Source organism: Methylovulum psychrotolerans, assembly GCF_002209385.1.
Classification (GTDB): domain Bacteria; phylum Pseudomonadota; class Gammaproteobacteria; order Methylococcales; family Methylomonadaceae; genus Methylovulum; species Methylovulum psychrotolerans.
On the sequence record NZ_CP022129.1, the window covers coordinates 2,444,419 to 2,465,250 of the forward strand.

Here is a 20,832-nt window from a genome sequence, read left to right on the forward strand (position 1 = left end):
TGCGCTTGGAAACTACATAGAAAACGACGACCCGCATCCGCAAGTGGTGGTGGCGTTGGGGTTGCGGATCACAAACTGCGCACCCGACAAATCTTCTTTATAATCGACTTGCGCCCCCGCCAAATACTGGATGCTCATCGAATCGATCAGCACCGTCACCCCGCCGTTAACGACGCTGGTATCGTCTTCATTCACTTCTTCATCAAACGTAAAACCGTATTGGAAACCGGAACAGCCGCCGCCTGAAACATACACGCGTAACTTCAGGTTATCGTTACCTTCTTCGGCGATTAATTCACTGACTTTGCTGGCGGCACTGTCGGTAAAAATGATTGCATCAGCCATAAATAAACATCCTCTATCAATAAAACCAACCCTGATTATGACTATACCCAGTAGTTTAGTCAACAATTACCCGCCCGCTTGGAAAAATTCCCCCAGATTAGCTCAGAAGCAGTAAAATAGGCGTTTAAAATGTCCGGTAAAATGCCTCAGGCCACCCAGCAAAGCCGTGTAAACCGCTTGGCTTTATCAGCCCCCCGCTGTGTGCCCTTTGTGCAATACACCCCACCACTCAGGATAAAGAATGTCTGATATAGAAATCGCCCAACAAGCTAAGATGCAGCCGATTATCGGCCTTGCCCACCAACACTATGGCATAGCCGCCGAACATCTTGACCCCATCGGCCATTACAAGGCGAAGATCTCGCTGGAATACATCAACAGCCTCACAGACCGCACCGACGGCAAATTGATTTTAGTCACCGCTATTAGCCCTACTCCAGCCGGCGAAGGCAAAACCACCACCACCGTCGGCTTGGGCGATGCCATGAACCGCATCGGCAAAAAAACCATTATGTGTCTGCGTGAGCCGTCTTTAGGGCCGTGTTTTGGGGTTAAAGGCGGGGCGGCGGGCGGCGGCTACGCGCAAGTCGTGCCGATGGAAGACATTAACCTGCACTTTACCGGCGATTTCCACGCCATTGGTGTGGCGCACAACTTATTGTCGGCGCTGATTGATAACCACATCAACCACGGCAATGCCCTGGACATAGACCCACGCCGCATCCAATGGAAACGGGTAGTAGACATGAACGACCGCGCCCTACGGCATATCGTGGTCGGCATGGGCGGAGCCGCCAACGGCTATTTGCGTGAAGATGGCTATGATATTGTCGTCGCTTCCGAAGTGATGGCGATTTTATGCCTGGCGACCAGCCGCGCCGATTTAAAAGCCCGCTTAGGGCGTATCGTCATCGGCTATAAATCCGACCGCACCACCCCCGTTTATGCGCGTGACCTGAAGGCCCACGGCGCTATGGCGGCCTTATTAAAAGATGCGATCAAGCCGAATCTGGTGCAAACCTTAGAGAACAATATCGCCATCATCCACGGCGGCCCGTTCGCCAATATCGCGCACGGTTGCAACACCGTCACCGCCACCAAAACCGCCTTAAAACTGGCCGATTACGTCGTTACCGAAGCGGGCTTCGGTGCGGATTTGGGGGCGGAAAAATTTATCGACATCAAATGCCGCATGTCCGGCTTGAAACCTGCCGCCGTGGTCTTGGTCGCAACGGTCAGGGCGTTGAAATTCCATGGCGGCGTAGCTAAAGAGACCTTGAACCAAGAAAATCTGGCCGCCCTGCAACAAGGCTTTGCCAATCTGGCACGCCATTACCACAACATCACCCAACATTACGGCCTGCCCTGTGTGGTCTGCATCAACCATTTCACCTTCGACACCGAAGCCGAAATCGCCCTGCTGCAAAACCAATGTGCGGCCTTAGGTGCGGCCTGCGTGGTTTCCAAGCATTGGGCGGAAGGCGGGGCCGGGGCGAAAAGCTTGGCGGTGGCTATCACTGAGATAGTCGATAACCGCGAGCCGGCTTTTACCTTCGTCTACGATGCAGAATTAGGCTTATGGGAAAAAATCGAAGCCATCGCCACCAAGCTGTATGGGGCGGCAAATGTCACCGCCAACGCCAAAGTCAAAGCCCAATTGGCGGCTTGGCAAGCCGATTACGGCACTTTCCCGATTTGTATGGCCAAAACCCAAATGTCGTTTTCCACCAATCCGAACAGCAAAGGCGCACCGTCCGGGCATACCGTCGAAATCAGCGATGTCCGGCTCGCCAACGGCGCGGGCTTTATCGTCGCCATTGCGGGCGATATGATGACCATGCCGGGTTTGCCGAAAGTACCTGCCGCCGAACGTATCGACATTGATGATGACGGTAGGATTACCGGGCTGTTTTAAATAAGGCTATTTTTCAGTAAGATAGCCCAAGCGGCGTAGGTATACGCCGCTTGGGCATAATCGGAATAACTTTTGAGGTGATAGCAATGAGTAACCAGACTTCTTTTACAACAAGTTTCATAAAAACTAAACTTCATCATAAAGATACGTCAACAACGGATATTACCCCTCCCCTTTTAACCGAAAGCAAAAAACAACTCTTACAAACGATTAAAAACCGCTTTGCAGGCATACCCAAAGGGGTTAGTTTGGCGGAAGAATTGATTGCAGAACGCCGTATAGAAGTGACTAAGGTAGAGGAATGAACAGTATTTTAGATGCGTCGGCTTTGCTGGCTTGGCTACAAGAAGAACCAGGAGCTGACTAACCCAATCAGCCATTTTAAACAAAGCCGCCATATCGACCGTAAATTGGGCAGAAGTGATTGAAAAAGCAATTGCTCATGGCATCAATATTGATAATCTGGATGATGAATTAGCCGAATTAGGGCTATCTTTTATCGATTTTGATAGGCGGCAAGCTTATATAGCGGGTGATTTACGCCAAAAAACTAAGACTCAAGGACTGTCTTTAGGCGATAGGGCCTGTTTAGCATTGGCAATTCATCTTAATTTACCTGTTTTAACGGCAGATAAGATCTGGCAGCAGTTGAATATTGGTGTTTCCGTCCAGCTTATCCGCTAAAAAGACTTAGCCTAAACGGAACCCGCCAGAATCCTCTTAACAACACATCTATTTTTCCGAACACTGAAAGCCATTGTGACGCATTAACGTTACCGATTGTTTTTTTCCGACACCCATTATGGCTAACATGGTCTATAATCTCCCATAATAGCCAATCACCCTGATTGCTAATAATAGCCTTTTTTTCACTTTCTACGAGTTAACACCGCCATGATAAATTTAGTGATTTTACTTGATGACCCCGATTTTATTGAGTCAGTGCAATTTAGCAAAGTCAAATATCAACCCGATGACATTATTTTAAAAGAAAATGAAGTCAGCCAAGATGTCTACTTTATTCTGGACGGACAAGTACAAATCAGCACTTGCATCGGCGGCGAAGTTGACCGGGTGTTGCCGGGCTTGGCGCGTTTGGCGAAAGGCGATTTTTTTGGCGAACTGGCAATGTTCGACGGCGAACCGCGCAGCGCCGAAGTCACGGCACTGACAGCTTGTGAAATAGCCAAGGTTGACGGCTCACAAATGTTAAGCTTTATGGAAAAATATCCAGAGAAAGGTTATTTTGTGTTGCGTGAGCTATTTATGAATTTAGTCATCCGCATCCGCCAAAACAACCTGCGCACCAAAACAGTACTGGAATTGTATCTGAGCGAACACAACACACCTAAATCATAAATACGGCTATTGGCGTTATGATTAAACAATGGGCATGAAATAACCTAGGCAAATACGGTCTCGGAGCGCGGGCATCTTGCCCGCCGCCTTTGGGATGACAATATCCCCAACTCAAAACGGCCTCAGATAAGCGCCGATGTTATTTTATGCCTGCTAAAGGATAGGACGGGCTAAAACAGCTTTCTTATCCCTCCGCGTTACCCGCTAATGCGTACCTCAATACCGCAAGATAATACTGGCATGGATACGGCCATCACCGGCGCGGGTGGACACCGCATCATCTAGGGCATCGGCATAAGCCACTTTGGCCTGGAGGTTTTGCTGCCATTGCCAAGCCGCCCCGACCCCCGCACTGCTTAACGACCAATCCCGCCGCTGGCCAGGCGTGTAGCTTTGCAGCACACCATGCCCGTAATCATAGAACACAAATAAATTGACATGCTGCCAAGTCGGGGTAGTCGCTTCAATTTTAACAATTTCGCCCCGGTCGGCACTGGTTTCCCGCTCCTGATAACCACGGATATCATAACTGCCGCCTATGCCTAATTGCTCACCGGAAATCAGTGAATTGCTGGTGTATTGGGCGATAAAAATAGTCTGTAGCTGCCATTGCTGGAGATTAATGCCCATATTGGCGCCGTAACGCAACACATTCCATTCGGGCGAAGCCCCAGAACGCACCGCCGTATAATCCGTAGCGCTATTGTGGTCGCCTAATTGGGTATTGCCCGCCCATTGCGCCTGATAACCGAACCGGGCATTACGCCACGGGTATTCGGCCTTGTACTGGATGCTGAAAGGCACACTGCGGACATGGGTTCCGATAGGCACATTCTGAAAACGGATGTCGCTGACAAAATCGCGGTTATCCAGACCTATATCCAACCACTGCTCATAAGCCCCCCATTTTGGCAAAAATTGCTGGTAGTGGATACCGTACATTTCCCCCGATCCGGTCACGGTCAAATCACTGGCGATTGTCCCGGCATTGACGTTGGAATAGGCGTAATAAGCGCTCAACCAACCTTTTAGGCCATACAGCGGCAAGCTATAACTGCCCCCGTATTGTTTGACGGTATCGGCATGGTCGGGCGAGGTCGTGTAACTGGCGTTAACAATATGATCTAAGCCCCACAGGTTACTGTACTGCAACGCACCGATCAGCCGAAAATTACCCGTGCTTTTAGTCCCTACAGTGTTTAAGTTCAAAGTCGCCTGATACGGGCGTAAGTCTTTAACATTAATTTTCGCATCCACCTGCTCGGCTTTTGCCCCTGCCTTAAAAGTGACTTGGACTTGCTTGGCAGGATGCTTATTGGCAACTTTGACCGCTTGCGACAAATCGCCGGGCACAGGCGGCTTGCCCTGTTGCAGATTGGGCAAACTGGCGACAATATTGTCTTTGCTGAAATAGTGGTTGCCTTGCACCGTGACTTCGCCTAAAGCGACAGGTTTGATAAGAAACTTAACCGTACCTGCATCTAACGTTTGTGGCGGTAATATGACGCTGTAAAACGGCAAATTCGCATCACGCAACAAAGCTTCCAAGCCTTTGCTGACATCCTGCAACTCTTTAAGGGTGTATTGGCGTTGCTGTAAGGGCTGAAAATACCGCTCCAGCGCCTGCACCGTCAGCGGTGCGGCACCTTCGATACTAAAGCGGTTAACCATAAAGCGGATAGCAGGCGGCGGGGCGGCCCACGTTACGGCACTGGACAAACAGCACACAGCGGCCAGCAACGCTGAAGATAAACAAGTGGGTAGTAATAATTTCATAAATGCGTTTTTGCAGAAGGGTTAAACTGCCGAAAATTACTTATCACAGCTATTCGCTGGGATTCCGGCCATATCGGCATCAGAATTATCTTGTTCACCCGCCTCTAAATAAGGGTCATCTTCTTGGAATGGCTGCACTTTTGGCAATACCGCCATACGCTCCGGCGATCCGGCGTAAGCCACTTGATCCTTGCCGACCTCCAGATGGCGGGCATTGTTCTGCTCCAAATTCACCCGCCCACCATGGACATCCACATAAAGCCCTGTCGGCACTTTAGCTTCGGAAGGCTTAACAAACAGCTTATCAACAACGCTATGATCTTTATCTGGCCTTGGGGTCAGATTATCGGGCAAGGTTGCGGGCAGTTCGGGCAGTTTCCAAAGCCCGCCGTTTGGGCCGCCAATATAGCCGTTTTCCGGCACGGTCAGGACATGTTCACCTTGAGTATTTTTAACGACAATTTCCCCTTGCCAAACATGACTATAAAGGCCGTCGACTTGTCCGGCACTGATCGTGTCCATATCCGTATCGGCCGCCGACGCACTGACGCAAGAGCCGATACAGCTTAAGTCAAAGCCCGTGCCACGGATACCAATCGTACCGACTGGCGTATCAATCGCATAAGCCGCCTTATTCGTTTTTCCGATACTGCCCGTCAATGCCCGTAAGCCCCCCACGGCCAAACTGAATAAAGCATGGTCAGGTTGGCCTGGACGCTGGTAACTGTATTCGGCGATGCGCAGCGTGCTGCTGGGCTGTAAAGTGATTTTCTCACCGTCACGAAACACCATCAACGCATAACTATTGGCTTGGCTCTGCACAGAATCACTGCTGTAAAGTGGGCTGCCCAAGGTCAATTGCCGCTCTGCCGCCCCGCCGCCCGCCTGTAGGTTTTTAGCGGATACCTGGCCTTTAATATCAACAATACGCGCCACAATAGTTAGCTCGGCTTGATCTTGTACCGCCTTATTTTCTTCTTGGCAATCTTTGCCACAAATCCGTAGCGAATAATCCGCTTCCTGGGCTTTGACTGTCGCCAAGGGGGTTTTAATTTGCAGGCCATCAGGATTTTGTTTGGCAAGCGCTCCGGTATGGGTTTGCAAGCCACCTTCATGCAAAGTCAATTGCGCCTGTGGGTGGGCAGCCTGCTGGCCGTATTGGTCAACACTAAAATTGCTGTTGGGGCGCACAGTCACTTTAGCGCCATCATTAAAATCAATAATAACGAAGCTACGCTCAGTTGTTTGGATATTATCGCCGACAAAAATTTCGGCATTGTTACCTAAAATCCTCGGCGTACCCCCTGGCTGCTGGGCGGCGTTACTGCCGCGCGAAAAACTGACTTTGCCGACCACTTTCGGGTCAGCCATAGCGGCGGAAATGCTCAGTCCCAGCCAGCAACAAAAACCTAGCCGCCTGATAGTGAAGGAAATAGGGGTATACATAAGAAATTTTCGCCTAACGGGTTAATTACATTGTTTCTGCGGCTTATGGCCCGCGGCTCTTACCGCGCCTATAGCGGTGTTGCCCAGATTTACGTCATCCTCCCCATCAGTCGCTATCACAACGGGGCCTGAACTCACCGGCCCGAAAGCGCCAGCTACGCTACCCGATGGTGAGGGACCAAGCAAAACCAGCGTTTCATTTTGTTCCTTGGCGGATTCTTGGCTTACCGTTCCGTCAGGAAGTACCGCCGACGCGCTATAAAGCACGCCGTTATCCATAGCCGCCGCAACATTAAAGCCGTCATCCCGGCACAAACTGCCGAATGTACAGCCATAATGGCTAAATTTAGCCATTAAACCGCCCAAAACCGTAGTGTCCGGAGCAGTGCTGTACACTAGCCAGCGGCCATGCGGGGTAGCCAGCTTCGCGCCCGCATCATTGATAAACTGCGTATCCGCAACCAAGACAATGGCGCTATCGCCCCCATTTGCCGTAATATCGCCCGTCAACAGCAATTGCCCTGAAGACTTAGCCGTCAAGCGGTTGACGGACGGCATCGCCGGCAAGGTCAATAAGCCGCTATAATCGGTAATCTGCACCGTACCCGTCGCCGCCATTACGCCGCCACTATAGGCAAAACCGTTAGCAAACTGATAATGGCCAGCCCCTGCCAACGTCCCACCCGACCAAGAAAACTGCGAACTGGTCGTCAGACTGTCCGTATTGTCAAGCAATCCGCCTGTCATGGTCAATTTGCCTAAGGACAAAGCGCTGTAAAGATTAAAAGTGCTGCCGTCAAGCACCGTTTCTGGCGCATCCAGTACCGTATTGCCCGTAACAAAAACCTTATCATTGCTAAAACTGACCGGTGTCTCGCTACTGATGTTTGCCCCTTTAAAGACGCGGGTGCCGTCTTGGAACTGCAATTGTCCGGTCGCCGCTATATGATAACTTCCGGTGTCAGCGCCGTCACTGGTAATTTGGACGCTGCCGTCGGCAATATTTACTCTGCCGTTATTATTAAACTGGCCTAACGTTATTTGCCGGACACTCCCCGCCCCCGTACCGGTAAATGAAATGATGCCACTGGCTTGGTTAGTTAAAATAATCTGGCTAGCTAAGCTATTGTTATCCGCCGCTGCGCCTTGCCAGACAATCGTGCCATAGTTATCCCAATTTTTGACCGATGCCAGTGTCGAGCCATTATTAAGGGGTTTAGTCCCTGCTATCACACCAAAATTGACTTGCCCGTAATTGGCCCAATTTTTATACAGCCCAGCCGAACCATCCGCTAAGGTAGTGGTAGAGCCTGCTTGGGTCGTTAACAAACCATTGCCCAAAAAATACCCGGAAGAAAACCCTAGGCTTTGGCTAATCTCAACATCATCCTTACTGGTTAAGCTTGCATTATTGCTGATGCTGACTATAGGCAGCACCAAGGTGCTGCCGGTCTTAAAACTCAGCGATGCCCCGTCAATATCAGTCTCAGCCGCCTGATAATGCGACCCAGAGACAAAGCGATACTCACCGCCATCGGTAAACACCACTTTAGCCGCATCAGCCGTCACCGAAGCCCCGGTGCCAAATGTACGGTTTTGGCTTGAAAAATACAGCGCCGAACCGCTATCCACCACATAGCTGCCGGTATCGCTATGACCACTGGCCGCCGTTATTGTTAAGCTTCCGCCACCGGACAGATTAACAGCACCATCATTATTAAAAACCGTAGTGGCGATTTCGCCAGCCCCGTCGGTAGCCATGTTAATGACCCCACCGGAAAAATTGTTAAACGTGCCGCTACCCGTTAGCGTCAACGCTTGCTGCCAAACCACAGTGCCTTTATTATTCCATTGCTTAGCCAGCGTCAGTGTACCCGAATCTTTAAGCGTCGTGGTGGTCTTGGCCTCCGTCACCAAAGTGCCAGTCCCCGCTAAACTTGCGCCTGCATAAAAATTAAAGGCCTGCGTCACATCGACAACACCGCTGCCCTGTAATACCGCACCACTGTACAGGTTCAAAGTCTCCATACCCAAATACGCATTATTATTCAGCGTGCCGCTATTGCTGAGCGTACCAATAATCGCGCCGTGATTCAGGGTTAATGTCGTGCCTTGCCCAACAGTCACCGCCCCTACCGAAACCAACAGGCCATCGGCTTGCACCGCGCCTTTAACGATAGCCAAATCGGCATTACTTAACACGCCAGTATGGTCGCCATTGATAATACCATTACCGTCAAAGGTCAATGTACCGCCATTTAAGTCGATGAGCTGGTTGACCGCCGCACTACCCTCGCCCGAACTGTCCGAATCCGGTGTCAACCAAACACTTAATGCCCCACTGTCGCTGCCTTTAGCTACCCTTATCGCCGCATCAATAATAATGTCATTATGGGCTTCTAAGGTCAGCGTCGCTGCCCCGCCCGCACTTTTAATGATTTGGTTCAATACCGTGATATTGCCGTCTTGGCTACCGTCAGTCCCGGTCATCACCTTAACCGACGTGCCCGCATTCAGCGCCGCTTCCACACTGCCGGTAGTTAGCCAACCCTCGCCACCATCGTTTGTCCAATTTGGGCCATCTTTCAGATGGGTATCGGTACCACGTTGCTGAATAGTAATGTTGCTGGGATCCAGCAACCATTGCCCCCCTTTGCCGTGCGCGGCTGAAGCATCAACCTGAATGCCTGACGCATCCAAAAAATGCCCTGATGTCTCGACAAAACCGCCATTACCGCCCTGACTACCGCCTTTAGCGGAAATCTGCCCATAAGCACGGGTGGTTTTATCCGCCCAAACAACCACCTTACCACCATCGCCCTGAGTCTTGGCATCAGCGTGAATCTGGGCATCCGCCGCCACAAACGTAGCTTGGGCATTATGGACTTGCGCATTTTTGCCTTGCCGGTCACCTCCAACCAAAACCTCGCCGCCACTCTGGCCACCGCCCGCATCTACCCGCGCTTTAGTCAATAGGGCAACTTGTTCGCCTAAAATCTGTACCGTACCGCCTTTACCCGCCACCGCGTCAGCCTGTACGGTTCCGGCAACCGTCACACTGCCTGTCTTGCTTTCAAGCAACACCGTACCCGCATCGCCATGGCTATTATTTGCCGACACCTTACTGTTTTCGGCCAACGTAATGTCTTGTTGGGCAACTAATCTGACATGGCCTTGACTATCAACTTCGACACTATCGACATTGATTTCACCTTGATGCTTGATCGTGCTGGCAAAAACATTAACCGCCCCACCTTCCGTCAGTAACTTGCCCAAATTTAACACGGTATCAGCCGGCGCTTGGATCTCAAAACGAATATCCGGGTCATCCAGATTAGTCAAAATCAGCTCTTGCCCAGCCGCCAAGGTAATTTGCCCACCTTCGCTTTTGATAATGCCATTATTAGTGATCGATGGGGCTATCAAAATAATATTGCCATCCTTACCCGCACGGATCAAACCTTCGTTGACGATAGCCCCTGCACTTGACCCGGCCATAAAATGATAATTACCCTTTAAAAAATCCTCATCACTTAAATTTAGGCTAGAGGCGACCAAGCCTTGGGTATCAATGACCGAATCGGCACCAAACACAATGCCGTTTGGGTTAATCAACAACACTTTGCCGTTAGAAACCAATTGTCCCAAAATTTGACTGGGGTTTTCGCCGATAATCCGGTTAAGTACCGCGCTTTGACTGTTTTGTTGGATAAATCGGGCGATTTCATCCTGGGCAATATTAAAATTTTGCCACTGGATAATCGCATTAGGACTATTCGTGACGGTAGTCACGCCAGGCGTGGAAGTGTCGATTCCGACATGGCCGCTGATAATGTGCGCACCATCCGGGTTCGCATATAAGGTCAGCGGAGACAGGGCGGCCAAGACCGCCAAATTCACTATTTGGCGGACAGAAAGCCAAGTGCCAAATACTGTTTTGCCGTGCTTTAACGGTTGCCGAATGGATTTCAAGCTGATCTCCTGGAAAAAGTTGCAATGACTAACTGATCATCAATAAGATAAGCGATACGCAGAACACAGGCCTATTTTTCAAACATGAGAAAAGACCCTGTTTAGCATCCCCGTAGCCAGTTGCTGTGGCTTATAAGTTTGTGTGCAAACGCACAAGTAGTTAAATGTCAGACTACTATTTTGCCGGCCAGGCCAAGGCAAGATATTCATTATCCAACAATTTCTAATGAGAAAATATCAAATTTTACCTAATTGGGCAATTATTTTACCCAAGCAAAAATAGCCATTCCACAGGCAAAAAAAAACCCCGGCCTTAAAAAGGCCGGGGTCTTCATTTTGGGAGCTTGGCGATTCCCTACTTTCGCATGGCAAACTGCCACACTATCATCGGCGCTAAGCGGTTTCACTTCCGAGTTCGGGATGGGGTCGGGTGGTTCACGCTCGCTATGGTCACCAAGCAATTCGGGGATTGCCTTTATTGACCTAAAGGCCCCACAATAACCCGAAAAAACCGTCACCCATGTCCCCGAACATGTGTTACCTATGTCCCACGTCCATACACCCATCAGGGGAGGGGGACGGATTCCATTGCAGCTTGTTGTTTTTACTTAATTAAAATACTAATCCAATATCTAGTGGCTAAGTTGCTTATTCTAATATTAAAAACTTGATGATCGAGTATTAAGAGATGATTTTTGCCGAAGCTGCCGTTAATATCCGACTTTTGGTGAGATCAGTTGTTGTAGTTGTTTTAATTGTTTTATCTGTTTTAATGTTTTCGGAGGCTTTTTTTCTTTTAAAGTCAATACATTACAGATGTAAAGGCTTGGAATTTGTTGTGAAAGGCTTGGAATTTGTTGTAAACTGCCAGAAATTCGGATTTATAGTGGCTTTTTTGCTGGTTTGATTGTGATATTTACTGGTTTCACAACAAATTTCAAGCCTTTCGCGTTTTTTTGCAAAAAGCTGTGCTATTTTTTATAAAATTGATTTATATATCAAATGGTTAAATTTAAACCTGTGAAATTTCCTGTTACTTTTATTTTAACAAACAATAAGTTATTAGATTATGGCTAGGAAAAAACAAAAACCACTACCAAATTCTTTAATCGTCACACAAGCAAATGAATTGGTTGAGGTTAGGTATAACCTGCCTTTAGGCGAACAGCGTTTAGTGTTGACTATGATTTCTAGAATTCAGCCTGATGATGCAGATTTTAAACCTTATCGTGTCAGTGTCAGTGATTTTGCTGAGTTTTTGGGGATATCTAGAGATTCGGCGTATGCAGAGTGTAAAAAAATAACAGCAAAATTATTGACTAGAGTATTGCATATTAGGGAAGAAGGCAGATTATTGCAAATTGGCTGGATGTCGTCCGCTGAATATATTGACGGCTCAGGTGTAGTTAATTTGACTTTTGATCCTTTGCTTAAGCCTTATCTCTTACAACTGAAATCCAGTTTCACTAGTTGCAAGTTAACGATGCTGTTGAGTTTTAAAAGCCAGTATACCATGCGAGTTTATACCTTGCTCAAGCAATACGAGAAGTTGAAGGTGCGGGAAGTTGAAATGGAGTCGTTGCGGGATATCTTGGGAGTAAGAAAAGATTTACATGTGGAATACAAGAATTTTAAAATTAATATCCTTTTGCCTACACAAAAAGAACTCGCAGAGAAAGCAGATTTAATGTTTGAGTTTGATGAAATTAAGTACGGTCGCCGTGTCGGAGCGATACGTTTCCGAATATCTACCAAAAACCCAGCGATTCCATTATTGCCTAGTGATGACATGTCGGCAGTTAATGAGGTTAGCTATCTTACCCTTGAACTTAGTTCTGTTAACAGGTTCTCTGACCCTTCAGTTCAAGACTTATTGTCGCTTATTTCTGAGCAGCACCGAAATAAAAAAACGGTACATACGGCGTTAGAGATTTTTAGCAAAAGGCATGGTTTTGACTACGTCAAGCGCAATATTTTGTATAGCAACGCTAAGGCAGATAAATCTTACGCCGGGTTTTTAAATAATGCGCTTAAGGCGGATTGGGGGCATGATTGGGATTTGGAACAGCAGGCATTACCTAAAAAGAAACCAATGGAAGTATGGGAACGAAATGGATTTGTGAGTAGGGAACAATATGACGATTTTATGTATAGAAAGCAAATGGAGAATTATGGCCCAGCTATTAACTAGTACACAGCTCTCGAAATAGATCGGATAATTTACAAAACTAAAGGCTTCCCAATATAAGTCCAGCGAAATGGCTTAGCCAGATACACTTTTTGGGATGGGGTGCGTAACATCAGTTTTTAAACAAAAAAAACCCGCTATAAAAGCGGGTTTGAGCCGCCTAACGATGGAAGGCGGCAAGGGGGGCAAACTTTAAACAATAATCAATTTTCAATCCAAATCAGTTCAACCCGACGGTTTTCGGATTTTCCTGCTTCAGTGGCGTTATCGGCAATCGGATGGTCTTCGCCATAACCTGTTGCTCTTAAACGGTTTCTGACCCCTTTGGCTCTGAGGTATTCAACCACGGAGGCGGCACGGCGTTGTGACAATTTCATATTGTACGCATTGCTGCCTTCGCTGCTGGTGTGGCCTTGGACTTCAATATCGTTTTTCTGCGGGTAAGCAGACAAGCTTTCGGCAACGCCGTTAAGAAGTTCTTTGGCATTCGGAGTCAACTCGGCGGAGTCAAACATGAAATGTTCGCCTTTGAGCACCAATTTGACCGGGCAACCTGCATTATCGACAGCGCTGCTTTCTGGAGTTCTTAAGCAACGGTCTACGCAATTGTTGACACCGTCGTGGTCGTCATCCAAGGTGCTGCAATCTGGGGCGGCTACAGCCATAGGCGCATCGGCGACGGGGGTTTCGGCCCGTGCGACATAAGTCGGTTTGGCGCCAAACGGGATAACAAAACCGACATTGACTGTCATGTCGTTGAATTCGGTCGTGCCGCGTTGGACATGGGTCTGGTTGTTATCATAGCGGTAGCGGACATCACTGCGCAGCAGGAAGTTGTCGGTCACGGCATAAGTCAAACCTAAACCCGCTTCGGCAATAAAGCCTATGGCGTTACGGCCACCAAGATAGGTGTTCATGCCACCTGCGGCAACCACTGCATAAGGCGCCAATCTTTGGCGGGAAAAGAAATACTCCAAATCGACTGTACCGCCCGCCAATTCCCAATCTTTACGCGTGCGGTCACGATCAAGCTCATTGTAAAAACCCTTGATTTCCAAGTTAATGTGCTGGTTGATCATTTTACCCAAACCTAGGCCTGCGCCCCAACCGTCATCGGAATGGCGGTCGCTGTCAGTCTTGATAAACGTACCAAATGGGGCAAGATACCAACGGTTATCTACAGGTTGGTCGGCAGCGTGTGCAAGCGGCAAAAAGCCCATGCTGGTGAGTGAAGCGATGGTAAGCAAGCTTTTTTTCAACATAATAATTTCCTTTAGGTGTAGTAAAAAGTGGCGATTCATACAAAGGCTGTCATAGTGCCGCCAATTCAGGACGCAGGTTTAACGTGCTTCGTTTTTGCAATCATTTTGGCTGATGTCCACTCTGAGAGAGCACACCCCCGACACTTAAGTAGAGCCGGTATTGTTAAAGAAAATTGAGTCTGGCCACCGCCATAAAATACCGTTTGGACAAGAGGTGTTATCAAAAATCTTAAGGCATAGCGTAAGCCTAACAACGGCTTTGGTCGGTGCGTTAGCGAACATAAATGGGGGTTTTGGCAAAAAATTTGTGGGGTTTGCCTAACTTATGTTGTGTATAGGCCACGATAATCCGTGTTAGGCGTGTTTACGCAACAATAAATGACCAAAAAATGTGGCTTAATTGGGATATTTACCGCATCCCCAGACGTAATGTCAGTGGCTTTGCCCAGAACAAACAGCGGGAGGGTTGCCTGATAAGTAGGTGTTCATCTATTTTTTAATATTTGTAAATTTTACCTCGCTGCTTGTTTCCTGGGCGAAGCCCCCGCTCCCTTCGGCTTCGCTCAGGGAACGGGGGCTTCGCCCAGGGCAAGTCGGAGATAAAAATGTTAAAAGACTTATGCGCCACTACTTATAGCCAATACGATATAAATTGATGATGCCAAAAAGGCGACAGAAAGGACTGTACGTCCTTGAAGGACGGGCAGTCCTTATCGGATTATATTGGATTAGCTATATGTGCGTTAGCGAACGGTTTTTGCTGGATTTTGCCGTTACAGTAGCTTTCAGTTTGTGCAGCCAAATACGCCGCCTATCATGAGCTTGAGTACGCTTCCGGTACGTCGGCCTTTGGGGATGCACAGGAAGGCCCCGTCAAAATCACTTAAGCGGCTACGTTACGCTAAGGCGGTTTGGTGCCCTTTAAGCTCGCCTACACCCAACCATTGACTTAATTAACCAGGAAATCCTTATGGAAACTATCGATAACGCTTTTACCTCCGCCCATGAAGCGGTTGACAAAATAGCCACCGCCGCCAGCCAAGCGGTTGACGCACTGGGCGAAAAAGGCGAACAACTGAAAGATGCCGAGCATCGCCTAATGGACAATTGCCACGGCTATGTCCGCGCCAACCCAGTCGCCTCAATAGGTATCGCCGTAGCGGCAGGCTTTATACTGAGCCGATTATTAAGTGGCCGTTAAGTCTGACCATAATTAACGCCCTTTCCTAACCAATAATCCTACCAATACGTTACCTATAAGGTATTGGTAAACCGCATTCTGTCCGCCACCCCGCTTTAGCGGCGTTAAAACGAAGGGCACGAGGTTTTTGCCGCTTACCGCTTGGCATACCTCGATATTTTTCGGGTTTGGCGCTTTCTGAATGTAAGCGATGGTTAGCCGCATTGCCGGAATTTGATACCGAAAACCGCTTCGGGAAAATGTGATGAAAAACCCCAACTATTTACCGTTACTGTCCTGGGCAGTAATCGGCGCACTGTATGCTTTCCCTTCGGTTGCGTCAGCAGCCATTTTGACTGCGGCGCAAAGCTTCGCGGTGTTAGGCTTCGCGGGCGTGACCAATGCCCATAGTGACCCTAACCCACAAACTAAAATTTGGGGTAATGTCGGGACAGACCCGTCAGTGCTGTCCTCCATCACAGGCTTTCCTCCGGGTGTTGTGACAGGCGGGGCGATCTATGGCCCAGGCAGCCTCTCTTTAGCGGCCCGTAACGATGCCGACAACGCCTACCATTTTTTGGCGGGCCTGCCTGGCGATAATGTCAGCAATCCCCAACTCGGCGGCCTCACCCTGACTCCGGGTGTTTATCATTTTGACAGCTCAGCCCAATTAGCCGGCATATTGACGCTGGATTTTCTGGGCAACCCCAATGCAGATTTTGTGTTTCAAATAGGCAGCACCCTGACGACCTCAAGCCATTCCGCCGTTAATGTGATTAATGGCGGCGCACTCAGCGGCGTTTATTGGCAAGTCGGCAGTTCCGCTTCATTGGGTGCGGACAGCTTTTTTGCAGGCAATCTTATTGCCCAAGCCAGCGTCAGCCTTGAGCCACGCGCCGAAATCCTGTGCGGGCGCACCTTCGCGTTAACAGGGGCGGTGACGTTGAGCGACAACCGCATTTCCAGCAACTGTGCCGCCGAAAACTTCGCTAGTGGCCACGTTGACTACCAGAGCATTGGCTTTAGCGGTAGCCAGAGTGTCCCCGAAGCCCCGACCCTAACCCTGATCATTATCGGCGCCAGCAAGTTATTGCGCAGGCGTTCGGTATTGGCCAAAGAGTAAAAAAGTAAGGCGGCAGACTTAATGGATACGGACACAGTAAAATCAGGACAGGCCGCATCTGGTGGCGCGGCGCGGCAGGATGCCAGCATCTGGGAAGACGTTGAGTCCTTATGGTACCAGTGGCGGGGTCTAGGTTATGAACAATTCCACCTCGCCGCCTTAGAAACCCGGCGGGCGGGCGAAAGCTTGGTGGTGATGCTGATAGCCGGCGTAATGCTGGCGGTATTGTTGCTCGGTGCGTGGCTGGGCATCCTCGCCGCTGCGGTCTTGGCGTTAATCGGCCAGGGCTGGCCTGCCAGTGGGGCGTTATTAGTGGCGGTCATGGTCAACCTATTGCTGGCGCTGGTGCTGGCTTGGGTGATCCGCCGCAAAAGCCGTTTTTTGCAATGGCCCGCACTGGTGCATAGCCTGCAACCCAAACCCGCCCAGCAACATCTAAACAAGGCCGCCCGATGATTTTTTTGCCTAACCGCCGCCAAACGCCGTCCTTGTCCGCACAAATCCGTGCCAGCGGACGGCGGGTGGCGCACCGTCAAAAGCGCATCAGCGACGATACCGCGATACTCAGCCAAAAAATTAAACGCCAGCTCGCCGCCCCACCCAATTTGCTCTTGGCAAGCGGCATCGGTTTCATTATTGGCGAGATAACCTATCGTCCCCCAGTAAAAAGCGGCCAGCCCGATAACAAAAGCACCACAACCCGTTCGCCTTTGACAATCGCCCTGAGCCTGATTTCATCAATCCGTACCTTATACACGGCTTTGCCGTTAGTTTGGCTGATGAAAGCCGCCAAACCGAAGCCGCCCAAACCAAAAACCGCCCACCACTTGCCAGCGTCCCGTCAACCTTGGAATGGGTAAGAAATCATTTCGGCAAACGCTAAAGGGTAGGGGGCTTGGAGTGGGGCGGGGGCATCTTGTCCGCAAAACCCGCGTTTTAAAGTACGGTTATGCCGACGTTATTTTAGGCGGTCGCTTCACCCGATCATCGGGTTTAAGCCCAACGCTTTTATGTATCCCAGCGTACAGACACTTTTTAAAGATAAGCCGATAATCTGTCTGCAAGCAGGGGAACCGCCCGCAAATCCTCTAAAACTGCCGCACGGCAACAGCGCGGCGCTTTATCCCAACAACTCTTTTTAAGAAGATACCCTATGAAAGCAATGCCCATAGCCATTTTTATGGCTTTATTTTTAGCCGGATGCGCAGTGGCGCCCGTTGGTGGTGGCGCTATCGTTGGTGGCGGTGGTGGCGTAGTCAACGTCAGACCCGCTTACCCACGGCCTGGCCCCGGTTATGTTTGGCAAAACCATCCCCGCCAAGGTTGGGGTTGGCATCATCCCAATTATGGCTGGCACAGAGGCTGGCGATAAGCCCCGCCTTTACAGCGGACAAAGCCTGCACGGCAAGGCCGGAAGGCCTTGTTGTGGTGACTTAATACTTAGCCAAAGATGGGCTTAAAGGCCAAAGCACCCCGATATAGCCATTAGAGACCCCATTATGTTTAGAGATACCACATCATCTTCGTCTGCGGATTCTGCCGCCCCCGACAGCCAAGGCCATCACCCCACACGGCTAGACCAAGCGATTGCCCATGCTAGGGGGCCACTGCTGGCGTTACAACAGGAGGAGGGTTATTGGGTGTTTGAGCTGGAAGCCGATTGCACGATTCCCGCCGAATACATATTGATGATGCACTTCGTCAATGAAATAGACGGGCCGCTCCAAGCTAAAATTGCCAATTTCCTGCGCCGGCACCAAAATGGTGACGGCAGTTATCCGCTGTTTAACGGCGGATCGGGTGACCTTAGCTGTACCATCAAAGCCTATTACGCGCTAAAAATGGCGGGCGATACAGACCAAGCCGCCCATTTGGTCAAAGCCCGCGAGTGGATATTAGCGCAAGGCGGCGCGGCGCGGGCCAATGTCTTCACCCGCATTCTGCTGGCGATGTATGGCCAGTTGCCTTGGCGTGGCGTACCTTTCATGCCCGTGGAAATCATGCTGCTGCCCAGATGGTTCCCTTTCCACTTGGACAAAGTGGCCTACTGGTCGCGTACCGTCATGGTGCCTTTGTTCATTCTCTGCACCTATAAAGTCCAAGCGCGTAACCCCCATAACATCAGCGTCGCCGAGCTTTTTATCACGCCGCCAGAGCAAGAAAAACACTATTTCTCCCTGATTAAAACACCGTTAGGAAAAGCCATTTTGGCGTTAGACCTGATCGGGCGGCAGTTGGAGCCGTTAATCCCCCACTTTGTCCGTCGCCGGGCCACCGCTAAAGCCCTCGCTTGGTTTATGGAACGCTTAAATGGCTATGATGGTTTGGGCGGCATTTTCACGGCGATGGTCAACGCCTATGAAGTGATGGATTATTTAGGGGTTCCCGCCGACGACGCACAGCGGCGCATGGCCAAAGCCGCCATTGACCGCTTGTTGGTCATTAAAGAGGATGACGCTTACTGCCAACCTTGTGTCTCCCCCGTCTGGGATACCGGATTGGCGGTTTTAGTCTTACAGGAACTGGCCCGCTATGGCCCGCACCAAGCGACCCAGTATAGCCTCACGTCGGCATTGTCTTGGCTGGCCAGCAAACAACTGGGTGATGAAGCGGGTGACTGGCGACGTCAGCGGCCTGATTTGCCGGGGGGCGGTTGGGCTTTCCAGTTCGGCAACAGTTATTATCCCGATGTCGATGATACGGCGGTCGCGGCTTTAGCCTTGATACAAAGTGAAGACCCGGCTTTTAAGGGCCATATCGACCGGGCCGGGCTATGGATAGCCGGCATGCAATCACGCAATGGCGGCTATGGGGCGTTTGATGCGGACAACGGCCATTTTTATCTCAATCATATCCCGTTTGCCGACCACGGTGCCTTGATCGACCCGCCCACCGCCGATGTCAGCGCCCGCTGCCTGTTGCTGCTGGGCAAGCAAGTCCGGCAATACCCGCAATACCGTGGCGTGATTGACCGCTGCCTTGTATTTTTACGCAAAGCGCAGGAAGCCGACGGCAGTTGGTTTGGCCGTTGGGGCACGAATTATATCTATGGCACTTGGTCGGTGTTGACAGGCTTTGCCAGTGTCGGAATACAAGCCAGTGACCCTAGCGTCCGCAGAGCCGTTGCTTGGCTAAAATTAAAGCAACGTGACGATGGGGGCTGGGGTGAGGATAACCGCAGCTATGAGCATACCAAACTACGCGGAGAATTTTCCGCCAGTACGGCATTCCATACCTCGCTGGCAATTTTGGCCTTGCTGGCCGCAGGGGAAACCACGGGCGCGGAAGTTGCCGCAGGCGTGGGGTATTTACTGAAAACCCAACAGGCTGATGGGGTTTGGCACGATGATAATGCCAACGCGCCTGGGTTCCCCAAGGTTTTCTACCTGAAATATCATGGCTATAACACTTATTTTCCACTGTGGGCATTGGCACGTTACCGGAACAGCCAAATTGCCGCCCTAACCCATTGATGCATAATTGTGAGGCGACTTTCTCTTGGGAGTGCGGGCAAGATGCCCGCGCTCCCAAGATCTGTACCGTTTAAGGTGTACCTGAATGCTTTCCTACCCATTCCTTAGCCGGCGTTAAGGCCAGTTTGAAGGGCGAGGAATCAAACAGCGGCCTTTGATTCCCCGTAAGAAATAACCTAAGGCTGGGCTGGCGGTGTGACAATCACCGTAGTGCTGTCACCTGGTTTGCCGGCTTCGCCTTTATTGCCCGTATTGCCTTGAGCACCGGTATCGCCTTGGTTGCCTGTTGCCCCCTTAGCGCCAGCAGGACCGGCAGGACCTGCCGGGACATTGACGACAGTAGGTTGGTCACAAGCAGTAAGGCCTAATACGGCCAGCAGGGCAGAGAGTATCATCAATCGGTTCATAGAAAATCCTTAAGCGAAAAGAGTAATAAAAATGCTTGCAAAGCGTCAGACCGCACCTAAGCGGTTTGCTTTGAGCGTAGAAAGCATAAACTTTTCTCCCCGGCAATTCCGTTCGTTGGCACACATAAGCAGGTATGCACCTGCTTAACACCACTTAGGAATGTGCATAAATAACCTCGGCAAACCTTAGCGTGAGGCCGTTGCCTGTTTGGAACGCGGGCATCTTGCCCGCACGGGCAGGCCGCACAGGCAATAGGCTTGCTGGACGTGACCACACAACAGGTGTTGTGTATGGACGTGGGGCAGAGAGAAAAATGGTAAGGTTTTCTTATCCATGCCGACTGATAAGTTGGGTAAGTGCTTGATCAACATAAATCCTTCCTAGC

Annotated in this window: 17 protein-coding genes and 1 rRNA gene; 10 read left to right on the plus strand and 8 right to left on the minus strand. The window is 50.1% G+C overall.

Features of this window, described 5'->3' with window-relative positions:
* Positions 1-12: 12 nt before the first annotated feature.
* Entirely contained in the window at positions 13-408 is a 396-nt protein-coding gene (gene erpA / locus CEK71_RS11110; protein ID WP_428839015.1) for an iron-sulfur cluster insertion protein ErpA, read from the minus strand.
* Between the two features lie 178 nt (positions 409-586).
* Between erpA and CEK71_RS11115 the strand changes: the two genes are divergently transcribed.
* The 4 genes from CEK71_RS11115 (at position 587) to CEK71_RS11130 (ending at position 3,619) form a co-directional block, all read left to right on the plus strand.
* Complete coding sequence (locus tag CEK71_RS11115) at positions 587-2,260, plus strand: formate--tetrahydrofolate ligase (protein WP_088619449.1); 1,674 nt, start codon at positions 587-589, stop codon at positions 2,258-2,260.
* An 86-nt stretch (positions 2,261-2,346) separates the two neighbouring features.
* Positions 2,347-2,565 carry a hypothetical protein gene (locus CEK71_RS11120; RefSeq protein WP_088619450.1) on the plus strand — a complete coding sequence of 73 codons (219 nt, stop codon included), beginning with the start codon at positions 2,347-2,349 and terminating at the stop codon, positions 2,563-2,565.
* 115 nt (positions 2,566-2,680) lie between these two features.
* The gene (locus CEK71_RS11125; protein WP_198328558.1) at positions 2,681-2,944 is read left to right on the plus strand and encodes a PIN domain-containing protein; all 264 of its coding nucleotides are present in this window, start codon (positions 2,681-2,683) and stop codon (positions 2,942-2,944) included.
* A gap of 210 nt (positions 2,945-3,154) precedes the next feature.
* Positions 3,155-3,619 (plus strand): cyclic nucleotide-binding domain-containing protein, encoded by a 465-nt coding sequence (locus CEK71_RS11130; protein ID WP_088619451.1) that lies wholly within the window; start codon positions 3,155-3,157, stop codon positions 3,617-3,619.
* Between the two features lie 216 nt (positions 3,620-3,835).
* Here the strand turns inward: CEK71_RS11130 and CEK71_RS11135 are convergent, their stop codons facing one another.
* The 4 genes from CEK71_RS11135 to rrf form a co-directional block, all read right to left on the minus strand.
* A complete protein-coding gene (locus CEK71_RS11135) occupies positions 3,836-5,395 on the minus strand; it encodes a ShlB/FhaC/HecB family hemolysin secretion/activation protein (protein ID WP_088619452.1) in 1,560 nt (519 codons plus the stop codon).
* 36 nt (positions 5,396-5,431) lie between these two features.
* Positions 5,432-6,841 carry a FecR family protein gene (locus tag CEK71_RS11140; RefSeq protein WP_088619453.1) on the minus strand — a complete coding sequence of 470 codons (1,410 nt, stop codon included), beginning with the start codon at positions 6,839-6,841 and terminating at the stop codon, positions 5,432-5,434.
* Positions 6,842-6,862: 21 nt separating this feature from the next.
* Positions 6,863-10,813 (minus strand): two-partner secretion domain-containing protein, encoded by a 3,951-nt coding sequence (locus CEK71_RS11145; protein ID WP_157679145.1) that lies wholly within the window; start codon positions 10,811-10,813, stop codon positions 6,863-6,865.
* Between the two features lie 342 nt (positions 10,814-11,155).
* Positions 11,156-11,271, minus strand: a 5S ribosomal RNA gene (rrf, locus tag CEK71_RS11150).
* A 611-nt stretch (positions 11,272-11,882) separates the two neighbouring features.
* Here rrf and CEK71_RS11155 point away from each other — a divergent pair.
* On the plus strand, positions 11,883-13,004 hold the full coding sequence (locus CEK71_RS11155; RefSeq protein ID WP_088619455.1) for a replication initiation protein: 1,122 nt from the start codon (positions 11,883-11,885) through the stop codon (positions 13,002-13,004).
* Positions 13,005-13,204: 200 nt separating this feature from the next.
* Here the strand turns inward: CEK71_RS11155 and CEK71_RS11160 are convergent, their stop codons facing one another.
* Positions 13,205-14,263 carry an OmpA family protein gene (locus CEK71_RS11160; RefSeq protein ID WP_088619456.1) on the minus strand — a complete coding sequence of 353 codons (1,059 nt, stop codon included), beginning with the start codon at positions 14,261-14,263 and terminating at the stop codon, positions 13,205-13,207.
* Positions 14,264-15,233: 970 nt separating this feature from the next.
* Here CEK71_RS11160 and CEK71_RS11165 point away from each other — a divergent pair.
* From CEK71_RS11165 to shc, 5 genes are all read left to right on the plus strand, one after another.
* Positions 15,234-15,464 carry a DUF883 family protein gene (locus CEK71_RS11165; protein ID WP_088619457.1) on the plus strand — a complete coding sequence of 77 codons (231 nt, stop codon included), beginning with the start codon at positions 15,234-15,236 and terminating at the stop codon, positions 15,462-15,464.
* 244 nt (positions 15,465-15,708) lie between these two features.
* On the plus strand, positions 15,709-16,566 hold the full coding sequence (locus CEK71_RS11170) for an ice-binding family protein (RefSeq protein ID WP_088619458.1): 858 nt from the start codon (positions 15,709-15,711) through the stop codon (positions 16,564-16,566).
* 21 nt (positions 16,567-16,587) lie between these two features.
* Positions 16,588-17,022 carry a phage holin family protein gene (locus tag CEK71_RS11175; RefSeq protein ID WP_088619459.1) on the plus strand — a complete coding sequence of 145 codons (435 nt, stop codon included), beginning with the start codon at positions 16,588-16,590 and terminating at the stop codon, positions 17,020-17,022.
* The gene (locus CEK71_RS11180; RefSeq protein ID WP_088619460.1) at positions 17,019-17,426 is read left to right on the plus strand and encodes a hypothetical protein; all 408 of its coding nucleotides are present in this window, start codon (positions 17,019-17,021) and stop codon (positions 17,424-17,426) included. The genes CEK71_RS11175 and CEK71_RS11180 overlap by 4 nt, the downstream gene beginning before the upstream one ends.
* Before the next feature lie 639 nt (positions 17,427-18,065).
* The gene (gene shc, locus CEK71_RS11190; RefSeq protein ID WP_088619461.1) at positions 18,066-20,039 is read left to right on the plus strand and encodes a squalene--hopene cyclase; all 1,974 of its coding nucleotides are present in this window, start codon (positions 18,066-18,068) and stop codon (positions 20,037-20,039) included.
* A 176-nt stretch (positions 20,040-20,215) separates the two neighbouring features.
* Here shc and CEK71_RS11195 read toward each other — a convergent pair whose 3' ends face one another.
* Positions 20,216-20,446, minus strand: a complete 231-nt coding sequence (locus tag CEK71_RS11195; protein WP_088619462.1) for a hypothetical protein — start codon at positions 20,444-20,446, stop codon at positions 20,216-20,218.
* 186 nt (positions 20,447-20,632) lie between these two features.
* Complete coding sequence (locus CEK71_RS22605) at positions 20,633-20,818, minus strand: hypothetical protein (protein ID WP_157679148.1); 186 nt, start codon at positions 20,816-20,818, stop codon at positions 20,633-20,635.
* Positions 20,819-20,832: the final 14 nt, after the last annotated feature.